The following is a 15,195-nucleotide window of genomic DNA, read 5'->3' on the forward strand; positions in this document are numbered from 1 at the left end:
TATAATCAGGCTTGATGAAATATCTGATAGTTGGCCTGGGCAACATAGGTGAAGAGTATAAGAATACTCGTCATAACATAGGATTTACTGTATTGGATGCCATGGCTATGGCATCCAATATTTTTTTTACGGACAAGCGCTACGGGGCTGTCTGTCAGATGAAATATAAAGGCCGCGAGCTTATTCTGCTCAAACCATCAACCTATATGAACCTTAGCGGCAACTCAGTAAATTACTGGCTGAAAAAGGAGAATATCCCTGTTGAAAATATGCTGGTTATTGTGGATGATCTGGCTCTCCCAACCGGTACTATAAGAATGAGGCCAAAAGGCAGTGACGGCGGCCATAACGGACTGGCGCATATCAGCAGCATACTGGCCACAACTGAATACCCTCGCATACGAATAGGTATCGGGAACGGATTCAGCAAAGGAAAGCAGGTTGACTATGTACTCGGGACATGGTCGGCTGACGAAAAGAAAATAATGGATGATCGGGTTTCCATTGTTGTTGAGATGATAAAGTCGTTTGCCTTTACCGGACTGGAGCGCACAATGACAGCTTTTAACAAAGTCGGTAAATTCACCCCGCCAGAGACAACCACTCCGGAAGCAGCTTCGAAATAACCTGTATTATGGCAGAAAATAAATCTGTTAGAATTGATAAGTTTCTTTGGTCTGTAAGAATATTCAAGACCAGGAGTATTGCTTCCGATGAATGCAGAAAAGGAAGGGTTTCAATCAACAATATCCAGGTGAAACCTTCTAGATTTATTGCAAAAGACGAAATAATAACGGTTAAAAAACCTCCTGTTGTTTTTACATACAGAGTAATTGAACCTATCGAAAACCGTGTCGGAGCAAAACTTGTGAATCAGTTTGCTGAGGATATTACACCTGCAGAGGAAAAAGCAAAACTCGATATCAAACAATCCATAGCAATTGGATACCGCGATAAGGGAACCGGACGTCCGACAAAAAAAGAGAGACGGCTTATTGATAAGTTGAACGACGGCTTTAACGACAATTAATTATGGTGGTATAAAGACTTAATATTGCCGTAAACTGAGTTAAAATATTTCTGATTTTATCATCAACTTCCCATTTTTTTTAACTTGCACTCATACTAAAAAGCCGGCTGTATACTGTTAAACAGCCAGGTGAAGATTTTTCGTTACATGGGGAAACAAAATATTGAAAACTATTCGGTCGGGTATGCATTGCTTAATGCCACTGCAGGATTCTGGCACAACAATGTTTTTTACAGAAAAGTAATTGCTCTGGGAAAAGAAAATATCCATCCTGAAGATCATAAGATCTTTGCTCCTAATCATCAGAATGCTTTGATGGATGCACTTGCTGTTCTCTTCACACAGAAAGAGCCGCTTATTTTCCTCGCCAGAGGTGACATATTCAAAAAGAAATTTATCGCTTCAATTCTATATTTCCTGAAGATTCTTCCCGTCTACAGAATGCGCGACGGTTACAGCAGCCTCAAGGGAAATGATGATACTTTTGCCCGGACAATTGAGGTAATTCAGAAGAAAAACGGGCTGGTCATTTTACCGGAGGGCGATCATGCAGGATTCAGAAGACTCAGACAGCTGAAAAAAGGAATTTGCCGTCTCGCTTTTCAATCAGATGAAGCAACAGGTTTCAAGCTAAACCTGAAAATAATACCTGTAGGTATTGAATATACTCACTACAACCGGTACAGGCAGGTGTTGACAGTGGTATACGGTAAGCCTGTTGAAGTGTCAGAGTTCTATGAACTTTACAAAGTCAGTCCTGAAAGGGCCCTTAACGAATTGCGGGCTAAACTTTCGGAGGAGATGAAAAAGAATATGATTCACATCGAGTCAGAAGAGGATTATGAGGCTATTGATGAACTAAGAAGTATGATAAACGGAAAGTTCAGCGATGATATCAAATTCCCGAAAATAAACCGCGACAGGATTCTCATCAGCAAGTTAAACAATCTGAAATCTTCAGATCTTCCTTTGTATCAGAGAATATGTGCCCTTAGTCTGGAAGTTAAGAATAAAGCCAAAGAACTTAATACTGATTACAGATTGCTGGAAAAAAAGAAACATCCATTGGGCTGGCTGATTGCCGGAATGGTTGGAATTATTCTGACATTCCCTATTTTCATTTACGGGAATATCTTTAATCTTACATTCCTGGAGATTCCAAATCTGCAGATCAGAAAAATTAAGGATCCACAGTTTCATTCTTCTGTAAAATATACTGTGTCATTAATACTGGCATTTATTTTTCTTCCGGTTTATTTAATACTTTCTCTTTTTATCTTCTCATCATGGTGGCTTGGATTGCTTATATTCTTTACACTGCCAGCATCAGGTCTGTTTGCCTGGAACTATTATTTACAGTTCAGAAGAATTAAAGGCGGTTTCAGGATAAGAAATCTTATCAGGGAGAAAAACATTAACTTACTGTCGCTCCAAAAGAGCCACAATGAACTGGTAAATCTGGTTGCAGCTTTATAGAATGGGGAATAAAATAATATTTAAAGACAAGGTAGCGTGGATAACTGGTGCCTCTTCAGGAATTGGAGAATCGCTGGTTTATGCCTTTATAAACAGGGGGGCCTTTGTAGTGGCTTCCTCAAACGATCTTCCGGGATTGGAGAGAGTTAAAGCAGCCTGCGGTGACAGATCAGCTATGATTATTTGTGTTCCGTTTGATCTTTCGGAAACCTCCGGGATAAATGAGATTGCAGACAGAGTGATAAGCGAGACCGGGAGAATTGATTTTCTGCTTAATATCGGAGGTATAAGCCAGCGAGCCAGAATTGAAGAGACGCCAATCTGGCTCGACAGGAAGATATTTGAAATCAATTACTTTGGAACAATTGCTCTTACAAAAGCTGTACTGCCTTATATGATTAATCAGAAATCGGGACATGTACTTGCAACAAGCAGTATATCTGGAAGATTTGGATTCCCATTGCGTTCAGCTTATTCAGCATCCAAACAGGCGCTGCATGGTTTCTTTGAAACACTTTATCTCGAAAACAAACAAAATAATATCAGATCCTCTGTTATTATTCCAGGAAGAGTAAGGACCTCTATTTCATTTCATGCATTAACTTCCGATGGCAAGGAACATGGAAAGATGGATGACGGACTCGCAAAAGGTCTACTGCCTGATAAAGCTGCAAAAATAATCATTAAAGGAATTTTAAGGAACAAACGTGAGATACTTGTCGGGCAGGGAGAGATGCTGATGTTGCATATAAGGAGATACCTGCCATGGCTCTTCTTCAGAATTGCAGATAAGGTGAAAAGTACTTAAAGCACTTTAGGCACTCTAGTCACTTTAGGCACTTTAGGCACTAGTTAGATATAAAACAAATTTTAATATTCAGACTATGAAGGGGTATGTTATCAGTGGGATCCAGCAGATGGGAATCGGAGTGATGAATCTGGCAGAGGCCTGGAAATGGTATATCGATCAGTTTGGAATGGATATCAGGGTGTTTGAAGAGGAGGCGGTTGCTAACCTGATGCTGCCTTATACAGGTGGAGAGCCGAGAAAAAGGCATGCAGTGCTGGCATTGAACCTTCAGAGCGGAGGAGGATTTGAGATATGGCAATACAAAGGAAGAGATCCTCTTAAGATCAAGGAGCAGATCATGATCGGTGACCTTGGTATTATAGCCTGCAAGATGAAAGTAAGAAGTGTACAGGATACACTTAATAAATATCACGCTGATGGCATTGTTGTTCCTAAACAGACTACTGAGGATCCTGCAGGCAAAATGTCTTTCTTCATGAAAGATCCATACGGAAACATTTTTCAGCTTGTTGAAGCAACTGACTGGTTCAGCAATGAAAACAAAAATACAGGCGGATCCTATGGCGCTGTAATCGGCGTTTCCGATATTGAGAAATCAAGAATAGTATATTCTGACATTCTTGGTTATGATGAAGTAGTTTATGATAAGACCGGCATTTTTCCTGATCTTGCTGATCTTCCTGGTGGAACAGGTGAGTTCCGCCGTGTACTCCTGAGGCGATCTGTACCATTTGCCGGACCCTTCAGCAAAATGCTCGGACAGAGTGTTATTGAACTTATAAGCACAACAGGGAAACCGGGTAAAAAGATTTATGAAGGCAGATTCTGGGGCGATCCGGGTTTCATTCATCTCTGCTATGATATGCGTGGAATGGATGAACTGAAATCATTCTGTGAGAGTAAGGGATTTCCTTTTACTGTAGACAGCAAGAAAAGCCACGACGGGAACAGCTTTGATATGGGAGAAGCAGCGGGTCACTTCTCATACATCTCAGACCCTGATGGTACTCTGATTGAGTTTGTTGAGACTCACAAGATGCCTGTCCTTAAAAAACTTGGAATATTCCTTGATCTGAGAAAAAGGGATCCTCACAAATCTCTTCCCGACTGGATGCTTAAGACGCTGAGGTTCTCGAGAGTGAAGAGCTAACTTCTTCTGCCTTCCGCATTACTCTCATAATATTGCCGCTCCAGATCTTTGTGATTTCAGATTTGGAATATCCGCGACGAAGTAATTCGATTGTTATGTTTTTCATTTCAGCAGCTGTTCTGCAGCCCTCTACTCCTCCCCCTCCATCAAAATCAGTTCCTATACCAACATAGTCGATACCAACTATTTGCACTGCATGGTCGATATGATCAACAACATCCATTACAGTTGCCGGCTTCTCATATTTTTTCTGAATTGCCCTGTACTCTGCTCTAACAATCTTTTTAGAATCTTCCGATAAGGCACCATAATCACCATATTTAGTTTGAAGCTCCTTTAGCTTCGCATCGAGCTCAGGATTAGGTTCGGGGGTTCTGAGGTAGTTTCCGAGGATACAAATCTGTATTACACCTCCGTTCTCTTTAAGAGCAAGAAGCATATCATCGGTAAGATTACGCGGACTGCCGCAAAGGGCCCTGCATGAAGAATGTGATGCAATTACAGGAGCAGTAGAGTATTTCAGTACATCAAAAAAAGATTTATCTGATATGTGTGAGATATCAACCATCATACCAAGCCTGTTCATTTCTTTTACAACCTGAATCCCAAACGGGGAAAGGCCATTGCTCTCGGGTCCCTCGGGATCGGTTGATGAGTCACAAATATCATTGTTCCTTGAATGTGATAATGTTATATACCTTGCTCCCAGATCGTAATACTGTTTCACTCTGGAAATATCATTTCCGATAGGATACCCGTTCTCCAGACCAATAAATGCTGCAATCCTGCCATCTTTCTTTATTCTGTATGCATCATCTGCGGTATATGCCATTTCTGCCACAGCTGAGTTCTTTTCTACATTCTTATGTATTGAATTAAAGATATCAAGTGCCTGATTATGCACTTTTGTAAAGGATGAATCATCACGTGGTCCCTGACCAATAAAAACAGCAAAAAATTCTGCGTGCAGACCACCTTCGATCATCCTTGGAAAATCTACACACCCTTCGTCATGCCTTACACCAAGATCAAAATTGGGATCTGAAAAATCCATAGGTGTGTCACAGTGTGTGTCCACGGTGAGAATTGATGCATGAATTCTGTCAGCCTTCCTTGTAAGTTGCTCATCGCTTGAACGGCAGCCTGAAAGCAAAAACAGACCAATAAAAATATATACGAGTACTTTCATCCTTTTATTTTTTCGGATGCAATATAATTAAAATGAAACAGGTGAATAAAGATCAGAGGCTATTTAACCTATTTTAACAAAGCCGGTTAACCTTTTTGAATAAGTATTATTTAAGTCTCAGATCTAAATGACTCACTTGAAAGTTCCTTCTTAAAGCCGGCCAGATAATTTTATAAGTATCAGGAATAGAAACCATTGAATTGTGGAAGACAAATAAAGTACGTTTTAAAAAGGTCTATTCTATATGAATTCTTAATGCTTTCGATGTACTGTCCTTATAGGCTGTTATAAGTATTTCATTGTTGCCTATCCACTGAACATTAGAATAACGTGAGTCGAAGTTGTATGCGGAATTACCTGTTATCTGACTATATTTTCCTGAAACGAAGTTAAATAACCAGATCTCACCATCTCCTGTCCTTGATGAAATAAACGCAATTTTGGTATTGTCGGGTGAAACCGACGGTGAACTATCACTCCAGTCAGATGATAATACACGGGATAGTTCTCTGTTTGAAACATTGAATTTGTAAATCGCATTACGGCTGTTTCCGCTGTTAAAATAGCCGCTTAAATATATGTATTCCCCATTTGAAGACCAGGTATATGTTCCGCTTATTGTTAATCCAATTGCTTCGAAGTTTGAAATCTTAGTCCTAACCTTTGTTGCAGGGTCAATTGTCCAGAGATCATAATTGTATTTTGAGGAACTGTTTTCACTTGATAAATAGCTAATTAGATTACCATTATTCGAAAATACCGGAGATGAAACATAGTATTTATCATAGTCAATCTTCAATAAAACATTTCCCGTCTTTGTCGCTAAATCGAATGTTTTAAGCTCATCGGGATAGATCCAGTTTCCAACTCGTATATTGCTTAAATATGTTACAGTATTTGAAACTGGCGACCAGTCTGAATTGTAAACATCCTCTTCTATTACACCGATCGAGCCTGTGGTTATCGATTTATAATAAAGATTGTCTGTGCTGGTATTCTGAACCGGACAATTATAACTTACAAACGAAAAATAATCTTTATCAGGAGAAAGATCTACCCTATTAAGAGTGAAATTTACGTCCGGTGATAATACCACCGGCTCTGTATATGCTGAGGGAATTGTCATCAGAGTATCAGAAAAACCAGGTTCGAAATTTTTCTTATTACTGGTAACATATATATAATAGGGTTCATTATTAACAAGGTTATTTATGCTAACCGAAGTAGTGGTTATATCCACTTTCTTAAATAAAGAAAAAGAGGACAAGTCATCAGAATAATAGATCTCAAAATAGTCCGGATCTGAAGGCGGTATTAAATACTCGGTATATGGTCGTGGATCAGATAAATACAATTTTACTTCTTTATCTCCCTTTTCAATCTTAATTGCAGGACTCCAGAAATATGTATTATCGGATTCTCCGTTATCCTCTTTTTTGCACGAAATGACTGAAAAGCCAATTAACAACAGGAAAATATATTTTCTCATTTTGCTGATAATTATAAGACTACTCTAAACCTCAATAATCGTACCATTTTCAAAATACTAACTAAAGGATTATAACAAAAAATCAGGGCTTAATGTCAAGATTTGTTTCTCTTAAGCATTCCATGATTCGCCTGGGGGTTGTAATGCAAAAGACTGATGCAAAAATGACAGGATATACATACAGGTATTAAGTCATTTTACTTACTGCAAAGTAATCGCATGTGCCTATTTTGTGAAATAATCAGTAAAACCAGATAACCAGTAAAACTGATAAGTATGTCACCATTAATGAACCATCTTCTTTTACCTTTCATCATTGCTATGTTCCTGGCAATAAACATGGGAGGAAGCGGAACAGGGCCTTCTTTTTCTGTAGCTTACGGGGCTAACGTGATTAAGAGAAATCTTATACCCGGATTATTTGGTATAATGGTATTTCTGGGTGCAATCTTTGCCGGGAAACATACTGCAACAACTATAGGAAAAGAGATAATCGATCCGGCACTAATGACATTCCCGATTGTTTCAATTATCCTTTTTTCTGTATCAATTTCACTTCTTATAGCTAACCTTGCCGGGATTCCACAGTCCACAAGCCAGTCTACAGTTCTTGCAGTTGTGGCACCTGCAGTATACTTCAACAGTTTTAACAGCGATAAACTTTTTTTTGAAGTTATTCCTGCCTGGTTTATCCTTCCGCTATTTGCTTATATTATCAGTTTCCTTGCAGGAAGATATATTTACAGACCAATGAGAAGAAAAGGGTTGACACAATCGAGAGCTCAAAATGCAAATCTCAAGCCTATCTGGAATGGATTAATTCTTATTATGTCTTTATACGTTGCCTTTTCGATAGGATCAAATAATGTTGCCAACGCCTCGGGACCAATTGCAACGATGTCAGCAAACGAACTGAATATTACCGGTGAAAAGAATTTCATATTAATACTTATACTCTCCACATTGCTTATTGCTCCTAATTTTGCAATAGGAAGCTCTATATTTTGAAACAAGATCCTTCAGAATACAGGAAAAGAAATAGTTCTGTTCGGCAAGTTTGAGGCTGTTATTATTGCTTTTGTCTCTGGCAGCCTGTTACTTTTTGCATCATTAAGCAAGGGTATACCTACCTCACTCGTCCAGTTGAATGTAGCTGCAATTCTTGGTATTGGAGTTGCTAAACTGGGGCCTAATCATATTTTCAGGAAGACAGAAGTCAGGAAGTTTTTCCTGATGTGGCTGATCTCTCCAATAATCGCATTTAGCCTGGCGCTACTGCTTACTTATCTGGCAGATAAAATTGGGTATCTGAGCTAAAAAAAAGCCCCGACTTATGAAGGTCGGGGCAGCCATGAAAAGAATGGAAAATTTGCTTTTGGACAGTAAAAAGCTTCTTTAAAGTTTCACAACTTTATATACGTTTACAAGTTTACCTTTTGTCATTCTGAGAAAATAGACTCCTCCTCCCAGTTCCTGGAGACTTATCTGCTTTTCTGTTGTTGTTGCCTCAATTGTTTCTGTTTTAATTAATCTCCCCTGCGAATCAATGATAGTAATAACTACCTCTCCGTCGATCGGTTCTTCAAATCTGATATTCAGATTATCACTGGCCGGATTAGGAAAAACCTTAATATTTACAAGGATATCAATATTCTCCTCAACCGATGTGATTATAAGCTGTTGCTGAAACCCATGTGTCAGAATCAGATTTCCGTTCTGAAATGTAGGAATTATTGTTTCACCAAGTGTCCAGCTTATGGATAAGTTGCCACCAGTGTTATAGCCTCCTGCACTTGCAATAACTTCCTGCTTCACCTGACCATAAACAGAGAATACAGAAAACATCGCAAATAAAATGAAAATCAACCGTTTCATGATGAGGTTTTTTCTCAATATCTAATTATCATCACTGTAAAATTATATTATTTATATCCAAAAAACAATTAATTCAAACCGATTTTCACAGGCATGTTAAAAATTTATGTGAACCACATAATTGTAATGATGAACAGAGTTTAAGAAACATCTGCTATTTTTGTCAATTCATTATATGGCTGAAAAAAGAAAAATATGGCACTGGCTGGTACTGGCTCTTCTGTCCTTGATCTGGGGGACAAGTTATATACTTATGAAAAAGGGGCTTGAGTCATTCACTTCTTTACAGGTCGGGTCCCTGAGAATCCTCATCACGTTCCTGTGTCTGCTGCCGATAGCTCTTAAAAATCTCAGCAAACTTAACAGATCAAATATATTATCAATCTTTCTCATTGGGCTCATGGGAAGCGCTATTCCTGCATTTCTCTTCCCGCTTGCCGAAACAAGGATCAGCAGCTCACTGGCCGGCATGCTTAATGCTCTTTCTCCTGTATTTACCCTTCTGCTTGGAATTTTTGTCTACAAACGTCAGGCAATAAAAACACAGATAGCAGGGATTTTTCTTGGACTTATCGGAGCAGCTGGTTTGCTTTACAATGGTTCCATGACCATTAACTATTATGGCTTATTTGTTGTTTTAGCAACCCTCATGTATGGTTTCAGCTCAAATGAAGTATCCAAAGTAAAGAATATGAACGGAATTCAGATTGCCGCCTTATCTTTCTTTTTAACCAGTCCAATAGCAATAATTTACCTGCTGTTTTCTGACATATCCTCGGCAGTACATACTCCAAACTGGGTGATGAATCTAAGCTATATTGCAGTTCTTGCAGTATTCGGAAGTGCTTTCGCCCTAGCTCTTTTTTATGTTCTGATAAGAGATACTTCTCCAATCTTCGGAGCCACAGTTACTTATTTCATTCCAATCGTGGCAACTATCTGGGGATTTCTGGATAATGAGCAATTTTCTTACTCAATGCTTATTTCAGTCAGTGTAATTTTTATCGGGGTGTACATTATTAACAGGCCCGCCTTTCTTATGAGGATGGTAAAAAGAAATGAATAAGTATGTACTTGTAGCACTGTCACTTACCGGAGGAATACTTACCGGACTTGCCTGGACAGGCTGGTGTTCAGGCCTCATTCTTCTCATTTCATTTTTACCCTTCTTTCTGATAGAGAACCACCTTTTCCATAACCCCCGTAAATTCAGCATAAATGCATTTTTCATATATCTGCTTCCGGGTTTTGTCATTTTCAGCATAATAGCTATCGGATGGATGAGGGTTGCAAGCATCACCGGGGCAATCGCTGTTATCATGGGACTATCCTTCCTGATGTCATTCTCACTATGGCTGGCTCATGTGGCACGAATAAAAAGCGGCAATACTGTTGGTCTGATTTCATTTTTCTCATTCTGGCTTGCCTATGAATATCTGAGTCTGAATGTCAATATTGTATCTCCGTGGCTGAATCTTGGAAACGGATTGGCAAAGGATATAGCATTCATTCAATGGTATGAGGTTACCGGAACTGCAGGAGGTACAATATGGATCCTCGCTTCAAACCTTCTGCTGGCAACTTTCCTTTTAAAATCGATGGAAAGTAAATCACGCTCCAGTCTGTATCTGGCACTTTGGATCCTGTTAATCATTATTCCGTCGTCAATCTCACTAATCAGATATAAAACGATAGAATATAACAGAGGCGCACCTGAGGAGGTTGTAATTGTACAACCCAATATAGATCCATATACACAGAAATTCGAAATCCCCTTTAAAGAACAGCTTAACAATGTTGTATTTCTTGCGGGAACCAGAGCAACTGATAAAACCAGGTGGATAATTACTCCCGAAACCACTGTTGATGATCCGGTTAACCTTGATGATCTGAATAACGACGAATATATAAAGATGATAAAGGATCTTGTTACCGGATTTCCTGCCGCATCGGTTGTTACCGGACTGGTCACATACAGAATCTATCCGCCGGCAGCCTCAGCCCCGACAATCAGTGCAAGAAAAATCGATTCAACAGGTTTATACTATGATCATTTCAATTCAGCTTTGAAAACAGATACCGGAAATATAATTGAGGTTTATCATAAATCTAAGCTGGTCCCGGGGATAGAGATGCAGTTTTCAACCGGTCCTGGAAGGTTTATTGCAGCTATTCTGCCCAAACTCGGAGGTACGAAATGGGGCTATGGTATTCAGGAGGAGAGGTCAGTTTTTGAAAACAATACAACTTCGGGTAAAACAGCCCCGATTATCTGCTATGAATCAGTTTTTGGTGAATATGTAACCGGATATGTCAGGAACGGAGCCAATTCGCTTTTTATAATTACCAATGATGGCTGGTGGAAAGGTACTTATGGCTATAAACAACACCTCTCCTATGCCTCACTCAGAGCAATTGAAACAAGGCGACCAGTTGCCAGAGCCGGCAATACCGGAGTTTCATGTATAATTGACATCAGGGGAAAAAGAGAGCAGGAGACCGAATGGTGGACACGCGACGTTATTAAGGGTGACATTTTTCCTGAATCTGCTGTTACTCCATATGTCAGATATGGAGATTACCTGCTGCGGATAGGAACTCTGCTCTCAATTATTATCATTCTGGTAATATTCATTGCAATACCTGCAAGAAAAAAATTAAAAATGTTTTAATGCATCTGTGCAACTCTTAAAATATCTTGTTGTCTTTGTTATCAGGTAAGCTTATCAGGTGGATAATTTAAATGTTTATATAAACGCCCCGCTCATTGAGGAGTGCAGACAAGGTAGTACCAGGGCTCAGTTCAGGCTTTATAACCAGTACTCTAAAGCTATGTATAACCTTGCCTACAGGATCCTGAATAACCGGGAAGATGCGGAAGATATTCTTCAGGAAGCATTCGTTGATTGTTTCAGGAACCTGAATACGTTCAGGTTTGAATCAACCTTCGGTGCCTGGCTTAAAAAGATAATTGTGAATAAATGTATTAACCAGTTAAAAAAGAAAAAAATTGATCTGACACTTTACGAAAATCTACCAGTCGATATTCATGAAGAAGACAATGAGGTAATATATGATACAACAAAGATATTTAAGGGAATAGAGAAGCTTCCTGATGGCTACCGGGTGATATTAACACTCTATCTGCTTGAAGGTTACGACCATCAGGAGATAGCACAGATTCTCGGGATCACGGAGTCAACTTCGAAGTCTCAGTATTCAAGAGCCAAGGATAAACTAAGGAGTATAATTTTAACAAAATAAGATATGGACAAGTTAGAAGATCATATCAGAAAGAACAGAGAGGAGTTTGATGTATACACACCCTCTTCAAATGTCTGGACTAAAGTCAGAAGAAAAATAAGAAAAGGATATTCACCTTATACCAGGTGGTTATCTATTGCTGCTATGGTGATTGTTATCCTGGGTACTTCACTGATTATAATCAAACAACGCTACTATAACACTTACAATTTATCAGCGGATAATAATATAAATTCTTCAAAAGGAAATTCACAGCTGAAGGAATCAGAAATCTACTATAATAACCTGTTGAATTCACTTTACACCGAAGCAACACCGCTGCTGACTGCTAATCCGGAAGTACAAAAAGAACTAAGTTATGATATCTCCCATATTGACAGTCTCTGTCTGGAGATTAAAAAAGATCTAAAGGACAATGTTGCCAATAAGGAGGTTGTTGAAGCTCTGATCCAGAATTACAGGATAAAAATCCGTCTTCTGGAGGATATCCTGACGATACTTAAGGAAAATGAAACCAATCCTGAAAAAAAGAAAAATTATGAATTATAAATCAATTATATGCATCAGTCTGATATTATTCATGGCCTACCCTTTGTCAGCCCAGAATGATTCAGAGACAAGAAGTTACATAAAATCATTTTCTGTAACTAAGGAGACTTCCCTTGAAGTTATCAATAAATATGGTACAGTTGAAATCACTCCCTGGAAAAAGGATTCTGCACTTATCAGGGTTGAAGTAAAAGCTACAGGCTCAGGCCAGGAAAGACTAAGAAAAATATTTGATGGGATTTCAATTGACATCACAGACTCTAAACTGTCAATCAGGGCTCATACTGAATTCACTCAGAACATAAATATGTTATTTGAAAGTTTCAAAGGGATGACAAGTAAACTGATACCCTATGATTCAAAAGTAGAGATCAATTATTATATCAATATACCTGATTATATGAATCTTAACATCGACAACAGGTACGGAGATGTGTATATGGAGAATGTAACAGGTAACTTTTCTGTCTCAGTCTCAAATGGTTCATTTAAAGCCAACTCACTGAGCAAAGGATCTGATCTCAACCTTGTATTTTGCGATGCCACTATCAACTCAATGGTTTCAGGCAGAATCGATGCCAATTTCAGCGAGATAGCAATAGGTGAATCAGAAGATTTGACTATTAACTCAATTTCATCAAGGTTTGATATTAAGGATGTTGGTTTAATAAGCACTGAATCGCGCCGTGATAAATTTTATATAGGAAGTATAGAAGTTCTTAAGGGAAACTCATATTTCACCGACTTCAGGATTGACAACCTCAAGAGGGAGATAGATCTTACTACAAAATATGGAAGTGTAAATTCAGATCTTATAGATAAGGGATTTGAGTCTATCGACATTAATTCAGGCTACTCTGATCTTTCACTTGAATTTGATGACGGAGCATCTTACAACATTGATATAAGGCATATTAATGCTTTCGTTGTACTGCCCGACAAGAACACAAAGACTGAGAAGAAGGTGATCAACGAAGATAAGAAGGAGTACATGACTTTCGGTACTATTGGTAAAAATCCCAGGGATGCAAAAGTGAAAATCGACGCCACCAGGGGTAATATTTATCTGAAATAATATTCCGGAAATGCAACTTTGAATTAGTTCCTGTGTCTTTAATCAAAAAATGATCAAAATACTTAATATGAAAAAATTCTATTTTATATTTTTTACCCTTGCATTTCTCTCAACATCTTTAGTAAATGGACAGTATCTGAATAAACAGGCCGGACTCAGGACTGGTTACAGGGGTGGATTTTTCTATCAGGTAACAAGTGAGTCAGGAAATGCCGAAATAGGCTATCAGGCATTGCTTAGCTTTAATAATAACGGCATACAACTGACCGGACTTAAAATAATTTACGAAACTCCGCTGACAGATATCTCACCTGATCTGTACTTTGCATGGGGTTATGGAGGCCATGTTGGATTTGTTTACACTGACCATATAGGTTTTCTGGGAGAAAGATATAATTTCCCGAGAGACAGATTCTGCCCGCTTGTCGGCGCTGACGGCTGGGTAGCGGCTGAATACAGATTCCACGACATCCCTCTCAATATAAGTTTAAACATCAAACCTTTTGTTGAGCTCACTATTCCATCTTTTGTAAAAGTAATGCCCGGAGATGTGGGAATTTCAGTTTCATATGTTTTCTAGCACCTTAAAATAATCATAAATGAAAAAGAGTATAATTTTATCAGCATTATTATCCCTTGTATTTTTGGCAACCTCAGCACAGGATCCTGAATTTGAATACTATAAAAGCAGGGAAATAAAAACATTACTTGGCCGTAACAGGGCTGGTGGCGGGTATACGGCGCTATCAGCAGGTTATTCAGTAATTGACGACAATCATGCAGTGCTTTTCGGTGGACGATTCGGATGGCTTGCAAGTCACTCAATCGGAATAGGCATGGGAGCAACCGGATTTATAAATGAATTCCATTATGAACCATCACTCGACCGTGATGTATTTCTTGCCGGAGGGTATGGTGGTATCTATATTGAACCGATTTTACTTCCCAGGTTACCGGTTCACCTGTCGTTTCCTGTATTATTCGGTGCAGGAGGAATCTCCTATGTATCAAAGGAATCAGATATGAACAACAACCTTATCGAGGATTCTGAGGCATTTCTTATTGTTGAACCGGCAGCAGAGATTGAACTAAACCTTACAAAATTCTTCAGGATAGCCATTGGGGCTTCTTACAGATTTCCCACTGCTTTTGATGTAGGCTTATCAGGAACTCCGACGGCCAACGCTAAATCAATCGAAGGAATGAGTTACACAATGTCATTAAAATTCGGAAAGTTCTGATCCTTTTCTCTGTGGCTCTCTGTGTCTCCTCTGTGGCTCTCTGTGT

General features: G+C 38.9%; 15 protein-coding genes and 1 pseudogene. 13 read left to right on the forward strand and 3 right to left on the reverse strand.

Annotated elements, in window-relative coordinates; genetic code table 11:
- The first annotated feature begins 14 nt into the window (after positions 1 to 14).
- From IPJ16_04485 to IPJ16_04505, 5 genes are all read left to right on the forward strand, one after another.
- Positions 15 to 626: an aminoacyl-tRNA hydrolase gene (locus IPJ16_04485; protein MBK7626447.1), complete on the forward strand. Its 612-nt coding sequence runs from the start codon at positions 15 to 17 to the stop codon at positions 624 to 626.
- Between the two features lie 8 nt (positions 627 to 634).
- Positions 635 to 1,030 carry an RNA-binding S4 domain-containing protein gene (locus tag IPJ16_04490; GenBank protein MBK7626448.1) on the forward strand — a complete coding sequence of 132 codons (396 nt, stop codon included), beginning with the start codon at positions 635 to 637 and terminating at the stop codon, positions 1,028 to 1,030.
- Between the two features lie 147 nt (positions 1,031 to 1,177).
- Positions 1,178 to 2,506: a 1-acyl-sn-glycerol-3-phosphate acyltransferase gene (locus tag IPJ16_04495; protein MBK7626449.1), complete on the forward strand. Its 1,329-nt coding sequence runs from the start codon at positions 1,178 to 1,180 to the stop codon at positions 2,504 to 2,506.
- A gap of 1 nt (position 2,507) precedes the next feature.
- Complete coding sequence (locus IPJ16_04500) at positions 2,508 to 3,314, forward strand: SDR family NAD(P)-dependent oxidoreductase (protein ID MBK7626450.1); 807 nt, start codon at positions 2,508 to 2,510, stop codon at positions 3,312 to 3,314.
- 76 nt (positions 3,315 to 3,390) lie between these two features.
- The gene (locus tag IPJ16_04505) at positions 3,391 to 4,467 is read left to right on the forward strand and encodes a VOC family protein (GenBank protein MBK7626451.1); all 1,077 of its coding nucleotides are present in this window, start codon (positions 3,391 to 3,393) and stop codon (positions 4,465 to 4,467) included.
- Here IPJ16_04505 and IPJ16_04510 read toward each other — a convergent pair.
- Together IPJ16_04510 and IPJ16_04515 are read right to left on the reverse strand one after the other, a co-directional pair.
- Positions 4,433 to 5,656 carry a dipeptidase gene (locus IPJ16_04510; GenBank protein ID MBK7626452.1) on the reverse strand — a complete coding sequence of 408 codons (1,224 nt, stop codon included), beginning with the start codon at positions 5,654 to 5,656 and terminating at the stop codon, positions 4,433 to 4,435. The two genes, IPJ16_04505 and IPJ16_04510, sit on opposite strands and share 35 nt — an antisense overlap.
- A gap of 235 nt (positions 5,657 to 5,891) precedes the next feature.
- The gene (locus IPJ16_04515; protein MBK7626453.1) at positions 5,892 to 7,145 is read right to left on the reverse strand and encodes a PD40 domain-containing protein; all 1,254 of its coding nucleotides are present in this window, start codon (positions 7,143 to 7,145) and stop codon (positions 5,892 to 5,894) included.
- Between the two features lie 276 nt (positions 7,146 to 7,421).
- On the opposite strand from IPJ16_04515, the pseudogene IPJ16_04520 reads away from it, so the two are divergent.
- Positions 7,422 to 8,462: pseudogene (locus IPJ16_04520) on the forward strand (anion permease).
- A gap of 78 nt (positions 8,463 to 8,540) precedes the next feature.
- Here the strand turns inward: IPJ16_04520 and IPJ16_04525 are convergent.
- A complete protein-coding gene (locus IPJ16_04525; GenBank protein MBK7626454.1) occupies positions 8,541 to 9,020 on the reverse strand; it encodes a T9SS type A sorting domain-containing protein in 480 nt (159 codons plus the stop codon).
- Between the two features lie 175 nt (positions 9,021 to 9,195).
- Here IPJ16_04525 and IPJ16_04530 point away from each other — a divergent pair, with 175 nt between their 5' ends.
- The 7 genes from IPJ16_04530 to IPJ16_04560 all read left to right on the forward strand — a co-directional run bounded on the left by IPJ16_04530 (position 9,196) and on the right by IPJ16_04560 (position 15,149).
- Complete coding sequence (locus IPJ16_04530) at positions 9,196 to 10,086, forward strand: DMT family transporter (GenBank protein MBK7626455.1); 891 nt, start codon at positions 9,196 to 9,198, stop codon at positions 10,084 to 10,086.
- Positions 10,079 to 11,692, forward strand: a complete 1,614-nt coding sequence (lnt, locus tag IPJ16_04535) for an apolipoprotein N-acyltransferase (GenBank protein ID MBK7626456.1) — start codon at positions 10,079 to 10,081, stop codon at positions 11,690 to 11,692. Before IPJ16_04530 ends, lnt begins: the two co-directional genes overlap by 8 nt.
- 58 nt (positions 11,693 to 11,750) lie before the next feature.
- Positions 11,751 to 12,284, forward strand: coding sequence for a sigma-70 family RNA polymerase sigma factor (locus IPJ16_04540; protein MBK7626457.1), 534 nt, complete (start codon positions 11,751 to 11,753; stop codon positions 12,282 to 12,284).
- Positions 12,285 to 12,287: 3 nt separating this feature from the next.
- Positions 12,288 to 12,833, forward strand: a complete 546-nt coding sequence (locus IPJ16_04545) for a hypothetical protein (GenBank protein ID MBK7626458.1) — start codon at positions 12,288 to 12,290, stop codon at positions 12,831 to 12,833.
- Entirely contained in the window at positions 12,823 to 13,908 is a 1,086-nt protein-coding gene (locus IPJ16_04550; protein MBK7626459.1) for a hypothetical protein, read from the forward strand. Before IPJ16_04545 ends, IPJ16_04550 begins: the two co-directional genes overlap by 11 nt.
- A gap of 67 nt (positions 13,909 to 13,975) precedes the next feature.
- A complete protein-coding gene (locus tag IPJ16_04555; protein ID MBK7626460.1) occupies positions 13,976 to 14,488 on the forward strand; it encodes a hypothetical protein in 513 nt (170 codons plus the stop codon).
- Positions 14,489 to 14,507: 19 nt separating this feature from the next.
- Positions 14,508 to 15,149: a hypothetical protein gene (locus IPJ16_04560; GenBank protein ID MBK7626461.1), complete on the forward strand. Its 642-nt coding sequence runs from the start codon at positions 14,508 to 14,510 to the stop codon at positions 15,147 to 15,149.
- The last annotated feature ends 46 nt before the right edge of the window (positions 15,150 to 15,195 follow it).

This window comes from Bacteroidales bacterium, assembly GCA_016709865.1.
In the GTDB taxonomy this organism is placed as follows: Bacteria; Bacteroidota; Bacteroidia; order Bacteroidales; family VadinHA17; genus LD21.